This window comes from Burkholderia sp. MSMB1589WGS (assembly GCF_001636105.1).
GTDB classification, from domain to species: Bacteria; Pseudomonadota; Gammaproteobacteria; order Burkholderiales; family Burkholderiaceae; genus Burkholderia; species Burkholderia humptydooensis.
In genome coordinates this window covers 1,689,884-1,707,162 of record NZ_LNJT01000007.1, presented here as the reverse complement: position 1 = coordinate 1,707,162, position 17,279 = coordinate 1,689,884, and the positions used below count along the sequence as shown (strand labels likewise).

Below are 17,279 nucleotides of genomic sequence, written 5' to 3'. Positions count from 1 at the left end.
CATTCGTCTGACGTCCATCCGTTCGGAATCCTGCCGATGACACCCCATCCCCGTTTCGGCGCGAGCGCGTTGCCGTACCTGCTCGTCGCGCCGCAGCTCGCGATCACCGCGATCTTCTTTCTCTGGCCGGCGGGCGTCGCGCTCTGGCAGTCGACGCAAATGCAGGACGCGTTCGGCACGTCGAGCGAGTTCGTCGGCTTCGCGAATTTCACGCGTCTGTTTGCCGATCCGCTCTACATCGATTCGTTCAGGACGACGCTCGTGTTCAGCGCGAGCGTGACCGTCTGCGGGCTCGCCGTGTCGCTGCTGCTCGCCGCGTGCGCCGACCGCGTGATCCGCGGCGCTCGCGCGTACCGCACGCTCCTCATCTGGCCGTACGCGGTCGCGCCGACGATCGCCGCGGTGCTGTGGGCGTTCCTGTTCAATCCGAGCATCGGCGTGATCACGTATGCGCTCGCGCGCTTCGGCATCGTCTGGAATCACGCGCTCAACGGCGGCGAGGCGCTGCTGCTCGTCGTGATCGCGTCGGTGTGGAAGCAGGTCAGCTACAACTTCCTGTTCTTTTACGCAGGACTGCAGGCGATTCCGCGTTCGCTGATCGAGGCGGCCGCGATCGACGGCGCGGGCCCCGTGCGACGCTTCTTTCACATCGCGCTGCCGCTTTTGTCACCGACGAGCTTCTTCCTGCTCGTCGTCAATCTCGTCTACGCGTTCTTCGACACGTTCCCGGTGATCGACGCCGCAACCGCGGGCGGCCCCGGCCAAAGCACGAAGACGCTGATCTACAAGATCTATGCGGAAGGCTTCCAGGGGCTCGACATCGGCAGTTCGGGCGCGCAATCGGTCGTGCTGATGGTGATCGTCGTCGCGCTGACGGTCGTCCAGTTCCGCTTCGTCGAGCGCAGGGTGCAATACGCATGATCGAGAATCGCAAGGGTTTCGACCTGTTCTGCCACGCGGTGCTGATCGCGGGCATCGCGGTCATCGTGTTTCCTGTGTACGTCGGGTTCTGCGCGGCGACGATGAACGCGCGCGAAGTGTTCACGGTGCCGCTGTCGCTCGTGCCGAGCACGCATCTCGTCGAGAACGTCGCCGCGATCTGGCGGCGCGGCAGCGGCGGGATGACGACGCCGTTCGGCACGCTGCTCGTCAACAGCATCGTGATGGCGCTCGTGATCGCGGCGGGCAAGATCGCGGTGTCGATCCTGTCCGCGTACGCGATCGTCTATTTCCGCTTTCCGTTGCGCAATACGGCGTTCTGGCTGATCTTCGTCACGCTGATGCTGCCCGTCGAGGTGCGGATCTTCCCGACCGTGCAGGTGGTGTCGACGCTGCATCTGACGAACAGCTACGCGGGCCTCACGCTGCCCCTCATCGCGTCGGCGACGGCGACCTTCCTGTTCCGGCAGTTCTTCATGACGCTGCCCGACGAGCTCGTCGACGCCGCGCGCATCGACGGCGCGGGGCCGCTGCGCTTCTTCTGGGACGTCGTGCTGCCGCTGTCGAAGACGAGCATCGCCGCGCTCTTCGTGATCACGTTCATCTACGGCTGGAACCAGTATCTTTGGCCGATCCTGATCACGACCGACGCGTCGCTGACGACGGCCGTGGTCGGCATCAAGTCGATGATCGCGAGCGGCGACGCCGCGACCGAGTGGCATCTCGTGATGGCGGCGACGCTCGTCGCGATGCTGCCGCCGCTCGTCGTCGTGCTCGCGATGCAGCGCTGGTTCGTGCGCGGTCTCGTCGATTCGGAAAAATGAAACGCAACCTGGAGGAAGTCCAAGCATGGCCGCGCTGAGCTTGAAGGGCGTCAGGAAAAGTTACGACGGCGCGCAGTACGTGCTGCACGGGATCGACGTCGACATCGCCGACGGCGAGTTCGTCGTGCTCGTCGGGCCGTCGGGCTGCGGGAAATCGACGCTGCTGCGGATGATCGCCGGCCTCGAGACGGTGACGGAAGGCGAGATCGCGATCGGCGGGCGGGTCGTCAACGCGCTCGAGCCGAAGGATCGCGACATTGCGATGGTGTTCCAGAACTACGCGCTGTATCCGCACATGACGGTCGCGCAGAACATGGGCTACGGGCTCAAGATCCGCGGCGTCGAACGCGCGCTGATCGACGCGCGCGTGCAGGCGGCCGCGCAGATCCTCGAGCTCGGGCCGCTCCTCGCGCGGCGCCCGCGCGAGCTGTCGGGCGGCCAGCGGCAGCGCGTCGCGATGGGGCGCGCGATCGTCCGCGAGCCGTCGGTGTTCCTGTTCGACGAGCCGCTGTCGAATCTCGACGCGAAGCTGCGCGTGCAGATGCGTCTCGAAATCCAGCGGCTGCACGCGCGCCTCGCGACGACGAGCGTCTACGTGACGCACGACCAGATCGAGGCGATGACGCTCGCGCAGCGCGTGATCGTGATGAATCGCGGCTATGCGGAGCAGATCGGCGCGCCCGTCGACGTGTACGAGAAACCGGCGACGACGTTCGTCGCGAGTTTCATCGGCTCGCCGGCGATGAACCTGCTGCACGGGCGGCTGTCGGAAGACGGCGCGACGTTTGACGTCGCCGACGGCCCCCGGCTGCCGGTCGCGGGCGCGGCGGGCGCGGGCCGCGAGATCGCGCCCGGGCGCGAATGGGTCCTCGGCGTGCGGCCCGAGCACATGACGCCGCAGCCCGGCGCGGCGCTCGCGACGCTCGCCGTCGATTCGTGCGAGCTGCTCGGTGCGGACAATCTCGCGCACGGCCGCTGGGGCGCGCGCGACGTCGCGGTGCGGTTGCCGCACGCGATGCGCCCGTCGCGCGGCGAGACGCTGCCCGTCGCGCTGCCCGCGCAGCATCTGCATTTCTTCGATCCGGCGACGGGCAAGCGCGCCGGCTGATTCGAATCCCCGAGCCCCCGGCTCACCGTTTCCGACGAGATTGCGATGACGATCCTGCGAACCTGGCCTTATCCGCGCGTGGTCGCGCACCGCGGCGGCGGCGCGCTGGCCCCCGAGAACACGCTCGCCGCGCTCGATGCGGGCGCGCGCTACGGGCACAAGATGGTCGAATTCGACGCGAAGCTGTCGGCGGACGGCGTCGCGTTCCTGCTGCACGACGACACGGTCGAGCGCACGTCGAACGGCGCGGGCGCCGCGTGCGACATGCGCTACGCGGCGCTCGCCGCGCTCGACGCCGGCGCGTGGTACGACGCGCGCTTCTCGGGCGAGCGGATGCCGACGCTCGCGCAGGCGGCGGCGCGCTGCCTCGCGCTCGGCCTCGCGGCGAACGTCGAGATCAAGCCGTGCCCTGAGCGCGACGAGGAAACGGGCCGCGTCGTCGCGGCTCAGGCGGCCGAGCTTTGGCGCGACGCCGCCGTGCCGCCGCTGTTGTCGTCGTTTTCGGCGGTGGCGCTCGGCGCGGCGCGCGAGGCCGCGCCGGCGCTGCCGCGCGGGGTGCTGTACGAGGAAATTCCGGCGGACTGGCTGGAGGAGACGCAGCGGCTCGGCTGTGTGTCGCTGCACGCGCATCACGCGCAATTCAACGAGGCGCTCGTGCGCGACGTGAAAGCGTCGGGGCTGCGCATTCTTGCGTACACGGTAAACGAACCCGCCCGGGCGCGCGAGCTCGCGGATTGGGGCGTGGACCTCATTTGCACGGACCGGATCGACCTGATCGGCGCGGACTTCGCCGATCGGGAAGGATGAAACCGGCGTTTTGCGCGCCGCGCGCGAACGAAATCGCTCCGGCGAGAGCCCGCCGGAGCAGGAGGCGACAGCCACCTCGTAACCTCAAGAAAATTCCGCTACAAATTGCAGCGGAATTAACCATTCCCCAAATATTCGACTACGCTTAGAAACGGTAGCCGATGTTCAGGTAGGTCACGATCGGATTCAGCGTGATCTTCGCTTGCGAAGTCTGCGTGAGCGTGCCGATCAGCGTTGGGCGCTGCGTCGTCAGCGTGGCCGTCAGGCTGACGGGGATGTACGACACCGACAGCCCGCCGAACCAGTGATCGGTGAAGTTGTAAGTGAAGCCCGCGTTGATGACGGGCGCCCACTGATTGCTGGTCGTCACGCTCGTCGGGCCGCCGAGCGCGCCGCGCTCGAATGCGGTGTTCGTGATCTTCGCGCCGGTGAACCAGATGTACGAGGCGCCGATGCCGACGTAGGGCCGGAATTTCGCCTTCGCGTCATTGAAGTAGTACTTGAGGAGGAGCGCCGGGCTCCATTGGTAAGCATGACCGAGCACGCCGAACTGTTCGAGCGAGCCTTTGCCGTTCAGATTGAACCTTGGCGGGATCCCGGCGACCAATTCAGTGGCGATGTGATCCGTCAGGAAGTAGCCGGCGGCGAAGCCGATGGTGTCCGCATTGTCGATGCCCGCGCCCGTGTTGGGCACCTCATGATTGACCGGCGTGCCGCCCACGTTCATGACCTTGAGCGGATCGCTGCTGTCCTGTGGGGCGAGATGGAACCAGCCGTTCGTCACGTAGAAGCTGCCTGCGGATTGCGCGTGCGCTGCCGTTGCGGCTGCCGCGAAAGCGAGCGCAGCGGCCCCCGTAATGGCCATTTTTTGTTTCATCCTTAGTCTCCTCCGATTAAAGGCGTGCTCATTATGACTACGGCGTTTCAAACAGGACAGAGTTGTAAGCTAGAACGTTTTCCCTAGAATTCGCACGACCGTGCGTATTCCCGCGCCGCGGCGGGCTTTGGCGCGGATGCACTTGTACGGGCCTTCGGGTATTTCCTAACGCGATCAAACGGACATTCAGCATGGCACGGCTAGCACGACTTTACGTTCCCGATCAGCCGCAGCACGTGATTTTACGCGGCCTCGATCAGCAACCGGCGTTCGTCGACGACCAGGATTACGAACTATTCATCGACTGCCTGAAGGCGGCGGCGCGCGATCATCATCTGGCGGTGCATGCATACGTGCTGCTGCCGCGCCAGGTCCAGCTCCTCGTGACGCCGAGCGACGAGGCGAGCCTGCCGAAGGCGATGCAGGCCGTCGGCCGGCGCTACGTCGCGCATTTCAACCGGCGCTACTCGCGGCGCGGCACGCTGTGGGAAGGGCGTTATCGCGCGACCGTCATCGAGGGCGAGCGCTATTTCCTGCTCGCGAGCCGCGTCGTCGAGATGAGCCCCGTGCGCGCGCAGCTCGTGACGAGCGCGGACGCGTACCGCTGGTCGAGCTATCGGCACCACGTCGGCCTCACCGTCGACAGCCTGATCACCGACCACCCGCTCTACTGGGCGCTCGGCAACACGCCGTTCGAGCGGCAGCGCGCGTACAAGGAGCTGTGCGAGCAGCCGCTCGACGAGCGTCAGGCCGACCAGCTCCAGCAGGCGACGCTGAAGGGCTGGGTGCTGGGCGGCGAGACCTACCGCGAATGGGCGGCGCGCACGGCGAACCGGCGCGTGTCGCCGCTGCCGCGCGGGCGGCCCCGCAAGGTGCGCGAGAACACGCCGCCCATCCAGCAGTGAGCGCGCCGGCGGCGGACGCGAGGCGGCATCCGGGGATGCCGCTTGTTTTTGCTCCATTTTGATGCGGCCCCAATAAAAAGAAGTGATCGTGCACCAAGTTTGTAATTGGGGTTCGACCATTGGGATTTATTTGCTATTCCCTTGATTCGTCGCGTATATTCCGAATTCCGGCAGTCGCAGGCCCACCCGCTCCTGCCCGGCCGGCCACGTCGCGATCCACACGAAGGGGGACGACGGGCAACAAGCAAATGGTTTCAACGGCCGCGAGGCCCCCTTTCCGACGGTGTCCCCATGATCGACCACCAGCAGCCGAAGAGCGCGCTTCCCGCCGCGCAAGGTCTGTACGACCCGCAAAACGAGCACGACGCCTGCGGCGTCGGCTTCGTCGCTCACATCAAGGGCAAGAAGAGCCACGAAATCATCGAGCAGGGTCTGAAGATCCTCGAGAACCTCGATCACCGCGGCGCGGTCGGCGCCGATCCGCTGATGGGCGACGGCGCGGGCATCCTGATCCAGATTCCGGACGCGTTCTACCGCGAGGAGATGGCGAAGCAGGACGTGACGCTGCCGCCCGCCGGCGAATATGGGGTCGGGATGATCTTCCTGCCGAAGGAAAGCGCATCTCGGATCGCGTGCGAGCAGGAGCTCGAGCGCACGGTGAAGGCGGAAGGCCAGGTCGTGCTCGGCTGGCGCGACGTGCCGGTCGACCACGCGATGCCGATCTCCCCCACGGTGAAGGGGAGCGAGCCCGTGATCCGCCAGATCTTCATCGGCCGCGGCAAGGACGTGATGGTGACGGACGCGCTCGAGCGCAAGCTCTACGTGATCCGCAAGACGGCGAGCCACCGGATCCAGGCGCTCAAGCTCAAGCACGGCAAGGAATACTTCGTGCCGTCGATGTCGGCGCGCACGGTCGTCTACAAGGGCCTGCTGCTCGCGGGCCAGGTCGGCGTGTACTACCGCGATCTGCAGGACGAGCGCGTCGTGTCGGCGCTCGCGCTCGTGCACCAGCGTTTCTCGACGAACACGTTCCCCGCGTGGGAGCTCGCGCACCCGTACCGGATGATCGCGCACAACGGCGAAATCAACACGGTCAAGGGCAACGTCAACTGGCTGAACGCGCGCACCGGCGCGATCGCGTCGCACGTGCTCGGCGACGACCTGCCGAAACTGTGGCCGCTGATCTATCCGGGCCAGTCCGATACCGCATCGTTCGACAACTGCCTCGAACTGCTCGTGATGGCGGGCTACCCGCTCGTGCACGCGGTGATGATGATGATTCCCGAAGCGTGGGAGCAGCACACGCTGATGGACGACAACCGCCGCGCGTTCTACGAATACCACGCCGCGATGATGGAGCCGTGGGACGGCCCTGCCGCGATCGCGTTCACCGACGGCCGCCAGATCGGCGCGACGCTCGACCGCAACGGTCTGCGCCCGGCGCGCTACGTCATCACCGACGACGATCTCGTGATCATGGCGTCGGAAGCCGGCGTGCTGCCGATTCCCGAATCGAAGATCGTCAAGAAGTGGCGTCTGCAGCCGGGCAAGATGTTCCTGATCGACATGGAGCACGGCCGGATCATCGACGACAAGGAGCTGAAGGACAACCTCGCGAACGCGAAGCCGTACAAGAGCTGGATCGACGCGGTGCGCATCAAGCTCGACGAGATCGAGCCGGAGGACGAGGACGTCGCCGCCGAGCGCCGCTCGTCGGCCGCGCTGCTCGACCGCCAGCAGGCGTTCGGCTATACGCAGGAAGACCTGAAGTTCCTGATGGCGCCGATGGCGCAGCAGGGCGAGGAGGCGGTCGGCTCGATGGGCAACGATTCGCCGCTCGCCGTCATGTCGAACAAGAACAAGACGCTCTATCACTACTTCAAGCAACTGTTCGCGCAGGTCACGAATCCGCCGATCGACCCGATCCGCGAGAACATGGTGATGTCGCTCGTGTCGTTCATCGGCCCGAAGCCGAACCTGCTCGACACGAACAACATCAACCCGCCGATGCGCCTCGAAGTGTCGCAGCCCGTGCTCGACTTCAAGGACATCGCGAAGATCCGCTCGATCGATCGCTACACGGGCGGCAAGTTCAGCGCCTACGAGCTGAACATCTGCTATCCGGTCGCCTGGAACAAGGAAGGCATCGAGGCGCGCCTCGCTTCGCTGTGCGCGGAAGCCGTCGACGCGGTGAAGTCGGGCTACAACATCCTGATCGTGTCCGACCGCAAGACGGACGCCGAGAACGTCGCGATCCCGGCGCTCCTCGCGACGTCGGCGATCCACACGCACCTCGTGCAGCAGGGCCTGCGCACGAGCACGGGCCTCGTCGTCGAGACGGGCTCCGCGCGCGAGACGCACCACTTCGCGCTGCTCGCCGGCTACGGCGCGGAGGCCGTGCATCCGTACCTGGCGATGGAAACGCTCGCGAAGATGGCGCAGGGGCTGCCGGGCGACCTGTCGCCGGAGAAGGCGATCTACAACTTCACGAAGGCGGTCGGCAAGGGGCTGCAGAAGGTGATGTCGAAGATGGGCATCTCCACGTACATGTCGTACACCGGCGCGCAGATCTTCGAGGCGCTCGGCCTCGCGACCGATCTCGTCGAGAAGTACTTCAAGGGCACGGCGTCGAAGGTGGGCGGCATCGGCCTGTTCGAAGTGGCCGAGGAAGCGATCCGCCTGCACCGCGACGCGTTCGGCGACAACCCGGTCCTCGCCGACATGCTCGACGCGGGCGGCGAGTATGCGTTCCGCGTGCGTGGCGAAGACCACATGTGGACGCCCGATTCGATCGCGAAGCTGCAGCACGCGACGCGCGGCAATTCGTACCAGACGTACAAGGAATATGCGCACCTGATCAACGATCAGACGAAGCGCCACATGACGCTGCGCGGCCTGTTCGAATTCAAGGTCGATCCGATGAAGGCGATTCCGATCGACGAAGTCGAGCCGGCGAAGGAGATCGTCAAGCGCTTCGCGACGGGCGCGATGTCGCTCGGCTCGATCAGCACCGAGGCGCACACGACGCTCGCGATCGCGATGAACCGGATCGGCGGCAAGTCGAACACGGGCGAAGGCGGCGAGGACGAGAACCGCTATCGCAACGAGCTGCGCGGCATTCCGATCAAGGTCGGCGACACGCTGAAGTCGGTGATCGGCGACGAGATCGTGCGCGACATCCCGCTGAAGGAGGGCGATTCGCTGCGCTCGAAGATCAAGCAGGTCGCGTCGGGCCGCTTCGGCGTGACGGCCGAGTATCTCGCGTCGGCCGACCAGATCCAGATCAAGATGGCGCAGGGCGCGAAGCCGGGCGAAGGCGGCCAGTTGCCGGGCCACAAGGTGTCCGAATACATCGGCAAGCTGCGCTACTCGGTGCCGGGCGTTGGCCTCATCTCGCCGCCGCCGCACCACGATATCTACTCGATCGAGGATCTCGCGCAACTGATCCACGACCTGAAGAACGTCAATCCGGCCGCGAGCATCTCGGTGAAGCTCGTGTCGGAAGTGGGCGTCGGCACGGTCGCGGCGGGCGTCGCGAAGGCGAAGGCCGATCACGTCGTGATCGCGGGCCACGACGGCGGCACGGGCGCATCGCCGCTGTCGTCGGTCAAGCACGCGGGCACGCCGTGGGAGCTCGGCCTCGCCGAGACGCAGCAGACGCTCGTGCTGAACCGCCTGCGCGGGCGCATCCGCGTGCAGGCCGACGGCCAGATGAAGACGGGCCGCGACATCGTGATCGGCGCGCTGCTCGGCGCGGACGAATTCGGCTTCGCGACGGCGCCGCTCGTCGTCGAAGGCTGCATCATGATGCGCAAGTGCCATCTGAACACGTGCCCGGTCGGCGTCGCGACGCAGGACCCGGTGCTGCGCGCGAAGTTCTCGGGCCAGCCCGAGCACGTCGTCAACTACTTCTTCTTCGTCGCCGAGGAGGCGCGCGAGATCATGGCGCAGCTTGGCATCGCGAAGTTCGACGATCTCGTCGGCCGCGCCGATCTGCTCGACATGCGCCGCGGCGTCGCGCACTGGAAGGCGAAGGGCCTCGACTTCTCGCGCGTGTTCTACCAGCCGGAAGGCTGCGAGGGCATCGCGCACCGTCACGTCGAATCGCAGGAGCACGGCCTCGAGCGTGCGCTCGACCACGTGCTGATCGAGAAGGCGAAGGCCGCGATCGAGAGCGGCGAGCACGTGTCGTTCATCCAGCCGGTGCGCAACGTGAACCGCACGGTCGGCGCGATGCTCTCCGGCGCGATCGCGAAGAAGCACGGCCACGACGGCCTTGCCGACGACGCGGTCCACATCCAGTTGAAGGGCACGGCGGGCCAGAGCTTCGGCGCGTTCCTCGCGAAGGGCGTGACGCTCGACCTCGTCGGCGACGGCAACGACTACGTCGGCAAGGGCCTGTCGGGCGGCCGGATCATCATCCGCCCGACCAACGATTTCCGCGGCAAGTCCGAGGAGAACATCATCTGCGGCAACACGGTGATGTACGGCGCGCTCGAAGGCGAGGCGTTCTTCCGCGGCGTCGCGGGCGAGCGCTTCTGCGTGCGCAACTCGGGGGCGACGGCGGTCGTCGAGGGCACGGGCGATCACGGCTGCGAATACATGACGGGCGGCACGGTCGTCGTGCTCGGCGAGACGGGCCGCAACTTCGCGGCCGGCATGTCGGGCGGGCTCGCGTACGTGTACGACCCGGAAGGCACGTTCTCCGCGAAGTGCAACAAGTCGATGGTCGCGCTCGATCCTGTGCTGCAGCAGGCCGAGCAGGAGCGCACGGTCGATCCCGCGCTCTGGCATGGCGGCGCGACGGACGAAGCGCTGCTCAAGGGGCTCGTCGAGCGCCACTTCCAGTTCACCGGCTCGCCGCGCGCGAAGTCGCTGCTCGAGAACTGGGATGCGGCGCGCCGCCAGTTCGTGAAGGTGTTCCCGCACGAATACAAGCGCGCGCTCGGCGAAATCGGCGCGAAGAAAGCGGGCGAGGTGCTCGCCGCCTGACGCAACGCGGCTCGACGACATAGCGAACGCGCCCGTCCGACGCGGCGGGCGCGGGTCCCCCTTACCCGATTCAACAGATTCAGAAGAGAACCTCATGGGCAAGATCACCGGTTTTCTGGAGTACGAGCGCCGTCACGAGGCGTACGAAGCGCCGCTCACGCGCGTGAAGCACTACAAGGAATTCGTCGCGGCGTTGACCGACGAGGACGCGAAGATCCAGGGCGCGCGCTGCATGGATTGCGGCATTCCGTTCTGCAACAACGGCTGTCCCGTCAACAACATCATTCCGGACTTCAACGATCTCGTGTATCGCCAGGACTGGCGGCAGGCGATCGACGTGCTGCACTCGACGAACAACTTCCCCGAGTTCACGGGCCGCATCTGCCCGGCGCCGTGCGAGGCGGCGTGCACGCTCGGGATCAACGACGATCCGGTCGGCATCAAGTCGATCGAGCACGCGATCATCGACAAGGCGTGGGCGCAAGGCTGGGTCGAGCCGCAGCCCGCCGCGCACAAGACGGGCAAGAAGGTCGCGGTGGTAGGCTCCGGCCCCGCGGGCCTCGCCGCCGCGCAGCAGCTCGCGCGCGCGGGCCACGACGTGACGGTGTTCGAGAAGAACGACCGGATCGGCGGCCTGCTGCGCTATGGGATTCCCGACTTCAAGCTCGAGAAGTGGCTGATCGACCGCCGGATGCGCCAGATGGAAGCGGAAGGCGTGACGTTCCGCACGAGCGTGTTCATCGGCCGCGATCCGCTGCCCGAGACGATCGGCAACATGGCGAAGGAGACGATTTCGCCCGAGACGCTGAAGGACGAATTCGACGCGGTCGTGATCGCGGGCGGCTCGGAGACGCCGCGCGATTTGCCGGTGCCGGGCCGCGAGCTCGCCGGCATCCATTTCGCGATGGAGTTCCTGCCGCAGCAGAACCGCGTGAACGCGGGCGACAAGGTGGCCGATCAACTGCTCGCGAAGGGCAAGCACGTCGTCGTGATCGGCGGCGGCGACACGGGCTCGGACTGCGTCGGCACGTCGAACCGTCACTGCGCGAAGCACGTCACGCAGTTCGAGCTGCTGCCGCAGCCGCCCGAGGCGGAGAACAAGCCGCTCGTGTGGCCATACTGGCCGATCAAGCTGCGCACGTCGTCGTCGCATGAGGAAGGCTGCGAGCGCGACTGGGCGGTCGCGACGAAGCGTTTCGAAGGCAGGAACGGCAAGGTCGAGAAGCTGATCGCGGTGCGCGTCGCGTGGGTCGACGGCAAGATGCAGGAAGTGCCGGATTCGGAGTTCGAGATCAAGGCCGATCTCGTGCTGCTCGCGATGGGCTTCACGCAGCCGGCCGCGCCCGTGCTCGACGCGTTCGGCGTCGCGAAGGACGCGCGCGGCAACGCGCGTGCGGGCACCGAGGGCGATCGCGCGTACTACACGTCGGTCGACAAGGTGTTCGCGGCGGGCGACATGCGCCGCGGCCAGTCGCTTGTCGTCTGGGCGATCCGCGAAGGCCGCCAGTGCGCGCGCTCGGTCGACGCGTACCTGATGGGCAGCTCGGAGTTGCCGCGCTGAGCGGGCGGCATTCGCCAGAACGTCGTTTCGACGAACCGGGCGTCCTGCGGGCGCCCGGTTTTTTTGTGCGCGGACGCTTTGCCGCGGCGCGCATCGCGAGCATCGTGCGGCACGCGTCGCCCTCGGCGGCATCCTTTCATTTTTCTCCCGAAAAATTTCATTTTGTAAGAGTCGGTGCAACCTGTCATATCATGTCGGCCCTTGGCCGGCCGTGACCGGAATCAATACATAATTCGACCCTAAATCAGGAGATGATGGATGGAAGGCTTTGCGCACGCGATGATCGACGGGATCAACGCCATTCTCTGGAATTACGTGCTGATCGCGCTGCTGCTCGGCGCCGGCGCGTGGTTCACGCTGCGCTTCAGGATGATCCAGTTGCGCGCGCTGTTTCTCAGCATGCGCCTCGTCGGCAGCAAGGGCGAACCTGGCAGCATCTCGTCGTTCCAGGCGTTCGCGACCGGGCTCGCGAGTCGCGTCGGCACGGGCAACATCGCGGGCGTCGCGGTCGCGATGACGGTGGGCGGCCCAGGCGCGATCTTCTGGATGTGGGCGACGGCGCTCGTCGGGATGTCGTCCGCGTTCGTCGAGGCGACGCTCGCGCAAATCTTCAAGGTGTCGCATCATGACGGCACGTATCGCGGCGGTCCCGCGTACTACATCCAGATCGGGTTGCGCTCGCGCGGCTTCGGCGTGCTGTTCTCGCTGTCGCTGATCCTCGTGTTCGGCTTCGTGTTCAACGCGGTGCAGGCGAACGCGATCGCCGAGGCATTCAACACGTCGTTCGGCGTGAGCCGCGCCGCGGTCGGGCTCGCGCTCGTCGCGCTGACGGCGCCGATCATCTTCGGCGGGATTCGCCGGATCGCGCACGTTGCGCAGGTGATCGTGCCCGTGATGGCGATCGGCTATCTCGCGCTCGCGGGCTACGCGGTCGCGACGCACATCGCGCTCGTGCCGGACATGATCGCGCTGATCGTGAAGAGCGCGTTCGGCCTCGAGCAGGCGGCGGGCGGCCTGACCGGCTACGCGGTGAGCCAGGCGGTGTCGATCGGCGTGAAGCGGGGCCTGTTCTCGAACGAGGCCGGGATGGGTAGCGCGCCGAACGCGGCCGCGACCGCGAGCACGCGGCATCCGGTCACGCAGGGGCTGATCCAGATGCTCGGCGTGTTCGTCGACACGATCGTGATCTGCAGCGCGACCGCGTTCGTGATCCTGTTGTCGGGGCAGTACGAGCCGGGCACGTCGATGGAAGGCGCGGCGCTCACGCAGCGCGCGATTTCGAGCCACGTCGGCGACTGGGGAGGCATCTACATGGCGGTGGCGATCTTTTTCCTCGCGTTTTCTTCGGTGATCGGCAACTACGCGTATGCGGAAGGCAACGTCGGATTCGTCACGAGCCGGCGCGGCGCGCTCTTCGTGTTCCGGCTCGCAGTGCTCGGGATGGTGATGTTCGGCAGCGTCGGGCAACTGCCGCTCGTGTGGGCGATGGCCGATACCAGCATGGGGCTGATGGCGCTCATCAACCTGATCGCGATTCTGATGCTCGGCAAGTACGCGCTCGCCGCGTGGTGCGATTACCAGCGTCAGCGCGCGGCGGGCGTGGCCGATCCGGTGTTCACCCGCAGGACGATTCCCGCGCTCGCGAAGGTGCTCCCGGACGACGTGTGGGGCGAGCACGGGCCGCTGCCGCAAGGCGACAGGCTCGCGGCGGGGCGCGCTTCGGGCGTCGACGCGGCTCGGGCCGCGGGGACGGCCGGCTCCGCGCGATGACGATGGCGAGCGACCGGTTGCGCTGCTTCGTCGCGCTGACGCTCGATCGGGCGTCGCGCGACGCGCTTGCCGCGCTGCCCGTCGCCGCCGGCGCGCGGCGCACGCCGCGCGACCAACTGCACGTGACGATCGCGTTCCTCGGCGCGATCGAGCGGACGAAGAGCGCGCAGCTCGGCGCGCGCATCGCCGAGCTTGCGGCGGCCGGCGCGGTGCCGCCCGCCGATGTCGAGCGCGTCGTCTGCTGGCCGAGCACCGCGCATGCGCGGCTCGTCGTCGCGGAGCTCGCGCCGCAGCCGCCATTGCTTGCGCTCGGCGAGCGGGTGGGCGGCGCGCTGCGCGCGCTCGGCCTGCCGCCCGACAGCCGCGCGTTCAGGCCGCATGTGACGATCGCGCGGTTGCCTCGCGACGCGCATCGCGTGACGATCGACGGCGCGAACGGCGCCGAGCGCCGCACGCCGCTTGCGTTGCGGTTCGAAACGCTCACGCTCTACGAGAGCGTCCTCACGCGCATGGGCGCCGAGCATCGGGTGCTCGCGGCAGCGGCGCTGCCGAAGTAAGCGCCGCCCGAGCCACGCGGGCGGATTGCTTACTGCGTACGACGCGGCTGCGGCATCGTCGAGCCCGCGCATCGCGGCTTCATCGGCGGCCCATTCGGCGACACGCGCCCATCGCGCACGCCGTGCGCCTACCGCCCGCTGCCGTACCGCGCGAGCGTCAGTCCGTCGAGATCGATCTCCGGCTCGCGCCCGGCGACGAGATCCGCCACCACCTTCCCCGATCCCATCGACATCGCCCAACCGGTCGAGCCGTGGCCGACGTTCAGCCACAAGCCGTCGATGCCGGACGGGCCGAGCAGCGGCGCGCCGTCCGGCGTCATCGGCCGGCGGCCGACCCAGAACTGCGCGTCGCCGGCGCGCGCCGCATGCGGGAACCAGTCGTCGAGCACCTTCATCAGCGTGCGCAGCGCCTGCGCACGCAGCGTCGCGCGGCGGTCGCCGAGCTCGGCCGTGCCCGCGACGCGCAGCGTCGGCCCGAAGCGCGTGATCGCGGTCTTCAGCGATTCGTCCATCAAGGCGGCGCGCGGCGCTTTTTCGGCGTCGGCGATCGGCAGCGTCGCCGAATAGCCTTTGACCGGATAGAGCGGCACGCGTATGTCCACACGCGCGAGCAGTGCCGCACTGTCGACGCCGAGCGCGACGACGATCGCGTCCGCCGCGAGCCGCTCTTCGTGCAGCTCTTCGTGCAGCTCTTCGTGCGCGCGCCGCCCCGGCTGCGGGGACGACGCGTCCGCGCGGGCGATCGTCACGCCGCACGCGCGAGCGCGCTCGATCTGCAGCGCGCGTACATCGGTGCCGAAGCGGAACCGCACGCCGTTCGCCTCGCAGATCGCGCGCAACTGGCGCGTGAAGCGCGCGCAGTCGCCCGCTTCGTCGTCGGGCAGATGGAGCCCGCCGACGGGCCGCACGTTCGCCCAGCGCAGGCCGGGCTCGATGCGCGCGCATTCGTCGGCGCTCACCTCGCGATGCGCGATTCCCGCGTCGCGCAGCACCGCGAGCGCGGGCTGCGCGAACTCGACGTCGAACGCGCTGCGAAAGAGCTGCAGATAGCCCTGGCTCGCGCCATAGTCGAACGGGTGGCGGCTGCGGAACGCGTGCAGGCAACTGCGGCTGTAGTACGCGACGCGCTGCATCCGCTGCTTGTTCACGCGGAACCGCGCGAGCTCGCATTCGCGCAGCCAGCGCGCGATCCAGCGCCATTGCGCGGGGTCGAGCGTCGGCCGGAACACGAGCGGCGACGCCGGCTCGAACAGGTACTTGAGGATCTTCGCGGGCATGCCGGGCGCGGCCCACGGCGTCACGTAGCCGGGCGCGATGATGCCGGCGTTGCCGCGGCTCGTCGCGAGCGCGACGTCGGCCTCGCGCTCGATCACGGTGACGTCGAAGCCCGCCTCGCGCAGGTGGAACGCGGTGGCGACGCCGATCACGCCGGCGCCGAGAACGATCGTATGCATGTCGGTTCGAAGCGATGCGCGCTCAATGCGCGGCGCCGGCGTGCTCGACGAGCGACTTGCCCCTCGTCTCGGGCAGCGCGAGCACCGCGACGATCACGAGCAGGTAGCCGCCGCCCGCGACGAGGCCGATCGCCTTCACGAGCGACATCGATTGCGACAGCGAGCCGACGAGAATCGGAAAGAACGAGCCGATCCCGCGGCCGAGGTTGTAGCAGAAGCCCTGGCCCGAGCCGCGGATCGCGCCCGGATACAGCTCCGACAAGTATGCGCCGATGCCCGCGAAGATGCCCTGCACGACGATGCCGAGCGGAAAGCCGAGCAGCAGCATCGCGGCATCGGTGATCGGCAGCATCGTGTACGCCATGCCGAGCGTGAACGAGCCGACCGCGAACAGCACGAACGATGCGCGCCGCCCGATCCGGTCGGACAGGAGCGCGCCGACCAGATAGCCGCAGAACGACCCGGCGATCAGCACGATCAGATAGCCGCTCGTGTTGAATACGGATAGATGCCGGACCGTCTTCAGATAGGTCGGCAGCCAGGTCGTGATCGCGTAGTAGCCGCCGAGCATGCCGGTGCAGAGCGCGCTGCCGAAGAGCGTCGTCTTCAGGTGCGCGCGATCGAAGATCTGCAGGAAGTGCGCGCGGTCGACGCCGCGCTCGCGCGCGCGGCGGGCGGCGACGTAGATGTCGGGGTCGCTCACGTTGCGGCGGATGTAGAGAATCCACAGCGCGGGGACGATGCCGATCCAGAAGCACGCGCGCCACGCGTGCGGCTCGGGCAGCAGCGCGAAGAACGCCCAGTACAGCACGGCGGCCGCCGCCCAGCCGAACGACCAACTGCTCTGCACGGTGCCGACCGCCTTCGCGCGATGCTCGGGCGAGCGGATCGTCTCGGCCATCATGATCGTGACGACCGACCATTCGCCGCCGAAGCCGAAGCCTTGCAGCGTGCGCGTGGCGAGCAGTTGCCAGAACGAATGCGTGAAGCCGGACAGAAACGTGAACAGCGCGAACGTCGCGATCGTCCATTGCAGCACGCGCACGCGGCCGTAGCGGTCGGCGAGGATGCCGGCGAGCCAGCCGCCCACCGCGGACGAGATCAGCGAGCTCGTCGCGATCATGCCCGCTTCGCTTTTCGACATCCCCCACGCGGCGATCAGCGACGGAATCAGGAACGAGTAGATCATGAAGTCGAACGCGTCGACGGCATAGCCGCCGAAGCCCGCGTAGAGCGTGCGCCGCTCGCGCGCCGACAGCTCGTGAAACCACTGGAATGCCTGCATGCGCGCCGCTCCTCTCGCTTTCGTCGTCGTCGCGCGTTCGTCGCGCGCGATGCGGGCTATTGTACGAGCGCGGCGACGGCGGAAAAAAATGTGATCGGAGCGGCCGCGGCATCGGACGCGCGCCGCGCATCGCGATGCGGTTGCGGCGCGCGGTTGGGGACGCGTCGCGTGTGGAATGCCGAAGCCGAAGCGGCCGTACG

Annotated in this window: 12 protein-coding genes; 9 read left to right on the top strand and 3 right to left on the bottom strand. The window is 67.4% G+C overall.

The window, feature by feature from the left end:
- The first annotated feature begins 36 nt into the window (after positions 1-36).
- From ugpA to ugpQ, 4 genes are read left to right on the top strand one after another with little or no spacing between them, the layout of a single operon-like run.
- Positions 37-921: a sn-glycerol-3-phosphate ABC transporter permease UgpA gene (gene ugpA / locus WT16_RS15735; RefSeq protein WP_009913813.1), complete on the top strand. Its 885-nt coding sequence runs from the start codon at positions 37-39 to the stop codon at positions 919-921.
- Complete coding sequence (gene ugpE / locus WT16_RS15730) at positions 918-1,763, top strand: sn-glycerol-3-phosphate ABC transporter permease UgpE (RefSeq protein ID WP_006029321.1); 846 nt, start codon at positions 918-920, stop codon at positions 1,761-1,763. Before ugpA ends, ugpE begins: the two co-directional genes overlap by 4 nt.
- A gap of 25 nt (positions 1,764-1,788) precedes the next feature.
- A complete protein-coding gene (locus WT16_RS15725) occupies positions 1,789-2,871 on the top strand; it encodes a sn-glycerol-3-phosphate import ATP-binding protein UgpC (protein WP_015601095.1) in 1,083 nt (360 codons plus the stop codon).
- 45 nt (positions 2,872-2,916) lie between these two features.
- Positions 2,917-3,678 carry a glycerophosphodiester phosphodiesterase gene (gene ugpQ, locus WT16_RS15720; RefSeq protein ID WP_015601435.1) on the top strand — a complete coding sequence of 254 codons (762 nt, stop codon included), beginning with the start codon at positions 2,917-2,919 and terminating at the stop codon, positions 3,676-3,678.
- Between the two features lie 145 nt (positions 3,679-3,823).
- Here ugpQ and WT16_RS15715 read toward each other — a convergent pair whose 3' ends face one another.
- Entirely contained in the window at positions 3,824-4,555 is a 732-nt protein-coding gene (locus WT16_RS15715) for an OmpW family outer membrane protein (protein ID WP_006029324.1), read from the bottom strand.
- Between the two features lie 191 nt (positions 4,556-4,746).
- Here WT16_RS15715 and WT16_RS15710 point away from each other — a divergent pair, with 191 nt between their 5' ends.
- The 5 genes from WT16_RS15710 (at position 4,747) to thpR (ending at position 14,340) form a co-directional block, all read left to right on the top strand.
- On the top strand, positions 4,747-5,460 hold the full coding sequence (locus tag WT16_RS15710) for a transposase (protein WP_004196743.1): 714 nt from the start codon (positions 4,747-4,749) through the stop codon (positions 5,458-5,460).
- Positions 5,461-5,751: 291 nt separating this feature from the next.
- The gene (locus WT16_RS15705) at positions 5,752-10,452 is read left to right on the top strand and encodes a glutamate synthase-related protein (RefSeq protein WP_063533671.1); all 4,701 of its coding nucleotides are present in this window, start codon (positions 5,752-5,754) and stop codon (positions 10,450-10,452) included.
- A gap of 94 nt (positions 10,453-10,546) precedes the next feature.
- Positions 10,547-12,013 carry a glutamate synthase subunit beta gene (locus WT16_RS15700; protein WP_063533670.1) on the top strand — a complete coding sequence of 489 codons (1,467 nt, stop codon included), beginning with the start codon at positions 10,547-10,549 and terminating at the stop codon, positions 12,011-12,013.
- A 258-nt stretch (positions 12,014-12,271) separates the two neighbouring features.
- Complete coding sequence (locus WT16_RS15695) at positions 12,272-13,783, top strand: alanine/glycine:cation symporter family protein (protein ID WP_063533669.1); 1,512 nt, start codon at positions 12,272-12,274, stop codon at positions 13,781-13,783.
- Positions 13,780-14,340, top strand: coding sequence for an RNA 2',3'-cyclic phosphodiesterase (gene thpR / locus WT16_RS15690; RefSeq protein WP_015601013.1), 561 nt, complete (start codon positions 13,780-13,782; stop codon positions 14,338-14,340). The genes WT16_RS15695 and thpR overlap by 4 nt, the downstream gene beginning before the upstream one ends.
- A gap of 128 nt (positions 14,341-14,468) precedes the next feature.
- Here thpR and WT16_RS15685 read toward each other — a convergent pair whose 3' ends face one another.
- The gene (locus tag WT16_RS15685) at positions 14,469-15,794 is read right to left on the bottom strand and encodes a D-amino acid dehydrogenase (RefSeq protein WP_063533668.1); all 1,326 of its coding nucleotides are present in this window, start codon (positions 15,792-15,794) and stop codon (positions 14,469-14,471) included.
- A gap of 22 nt (positions 15,795-15,816) precedes the next feature.
- Positions 15,817-17,079 carry an MFS transporter gene (locus tag WT16_RS15680; protein WP_063533667.1) on the bottom strand — a complete coding sequence of 421 codons (1,263 nt, stop codon included), beginning with the start codon at positions 17,077-17,079 and terminating at the stop codon, positions 15,817-15,819.
- Between the last annotated feature and the right edge of the window lie 200 nt (positions 17,080-17,279).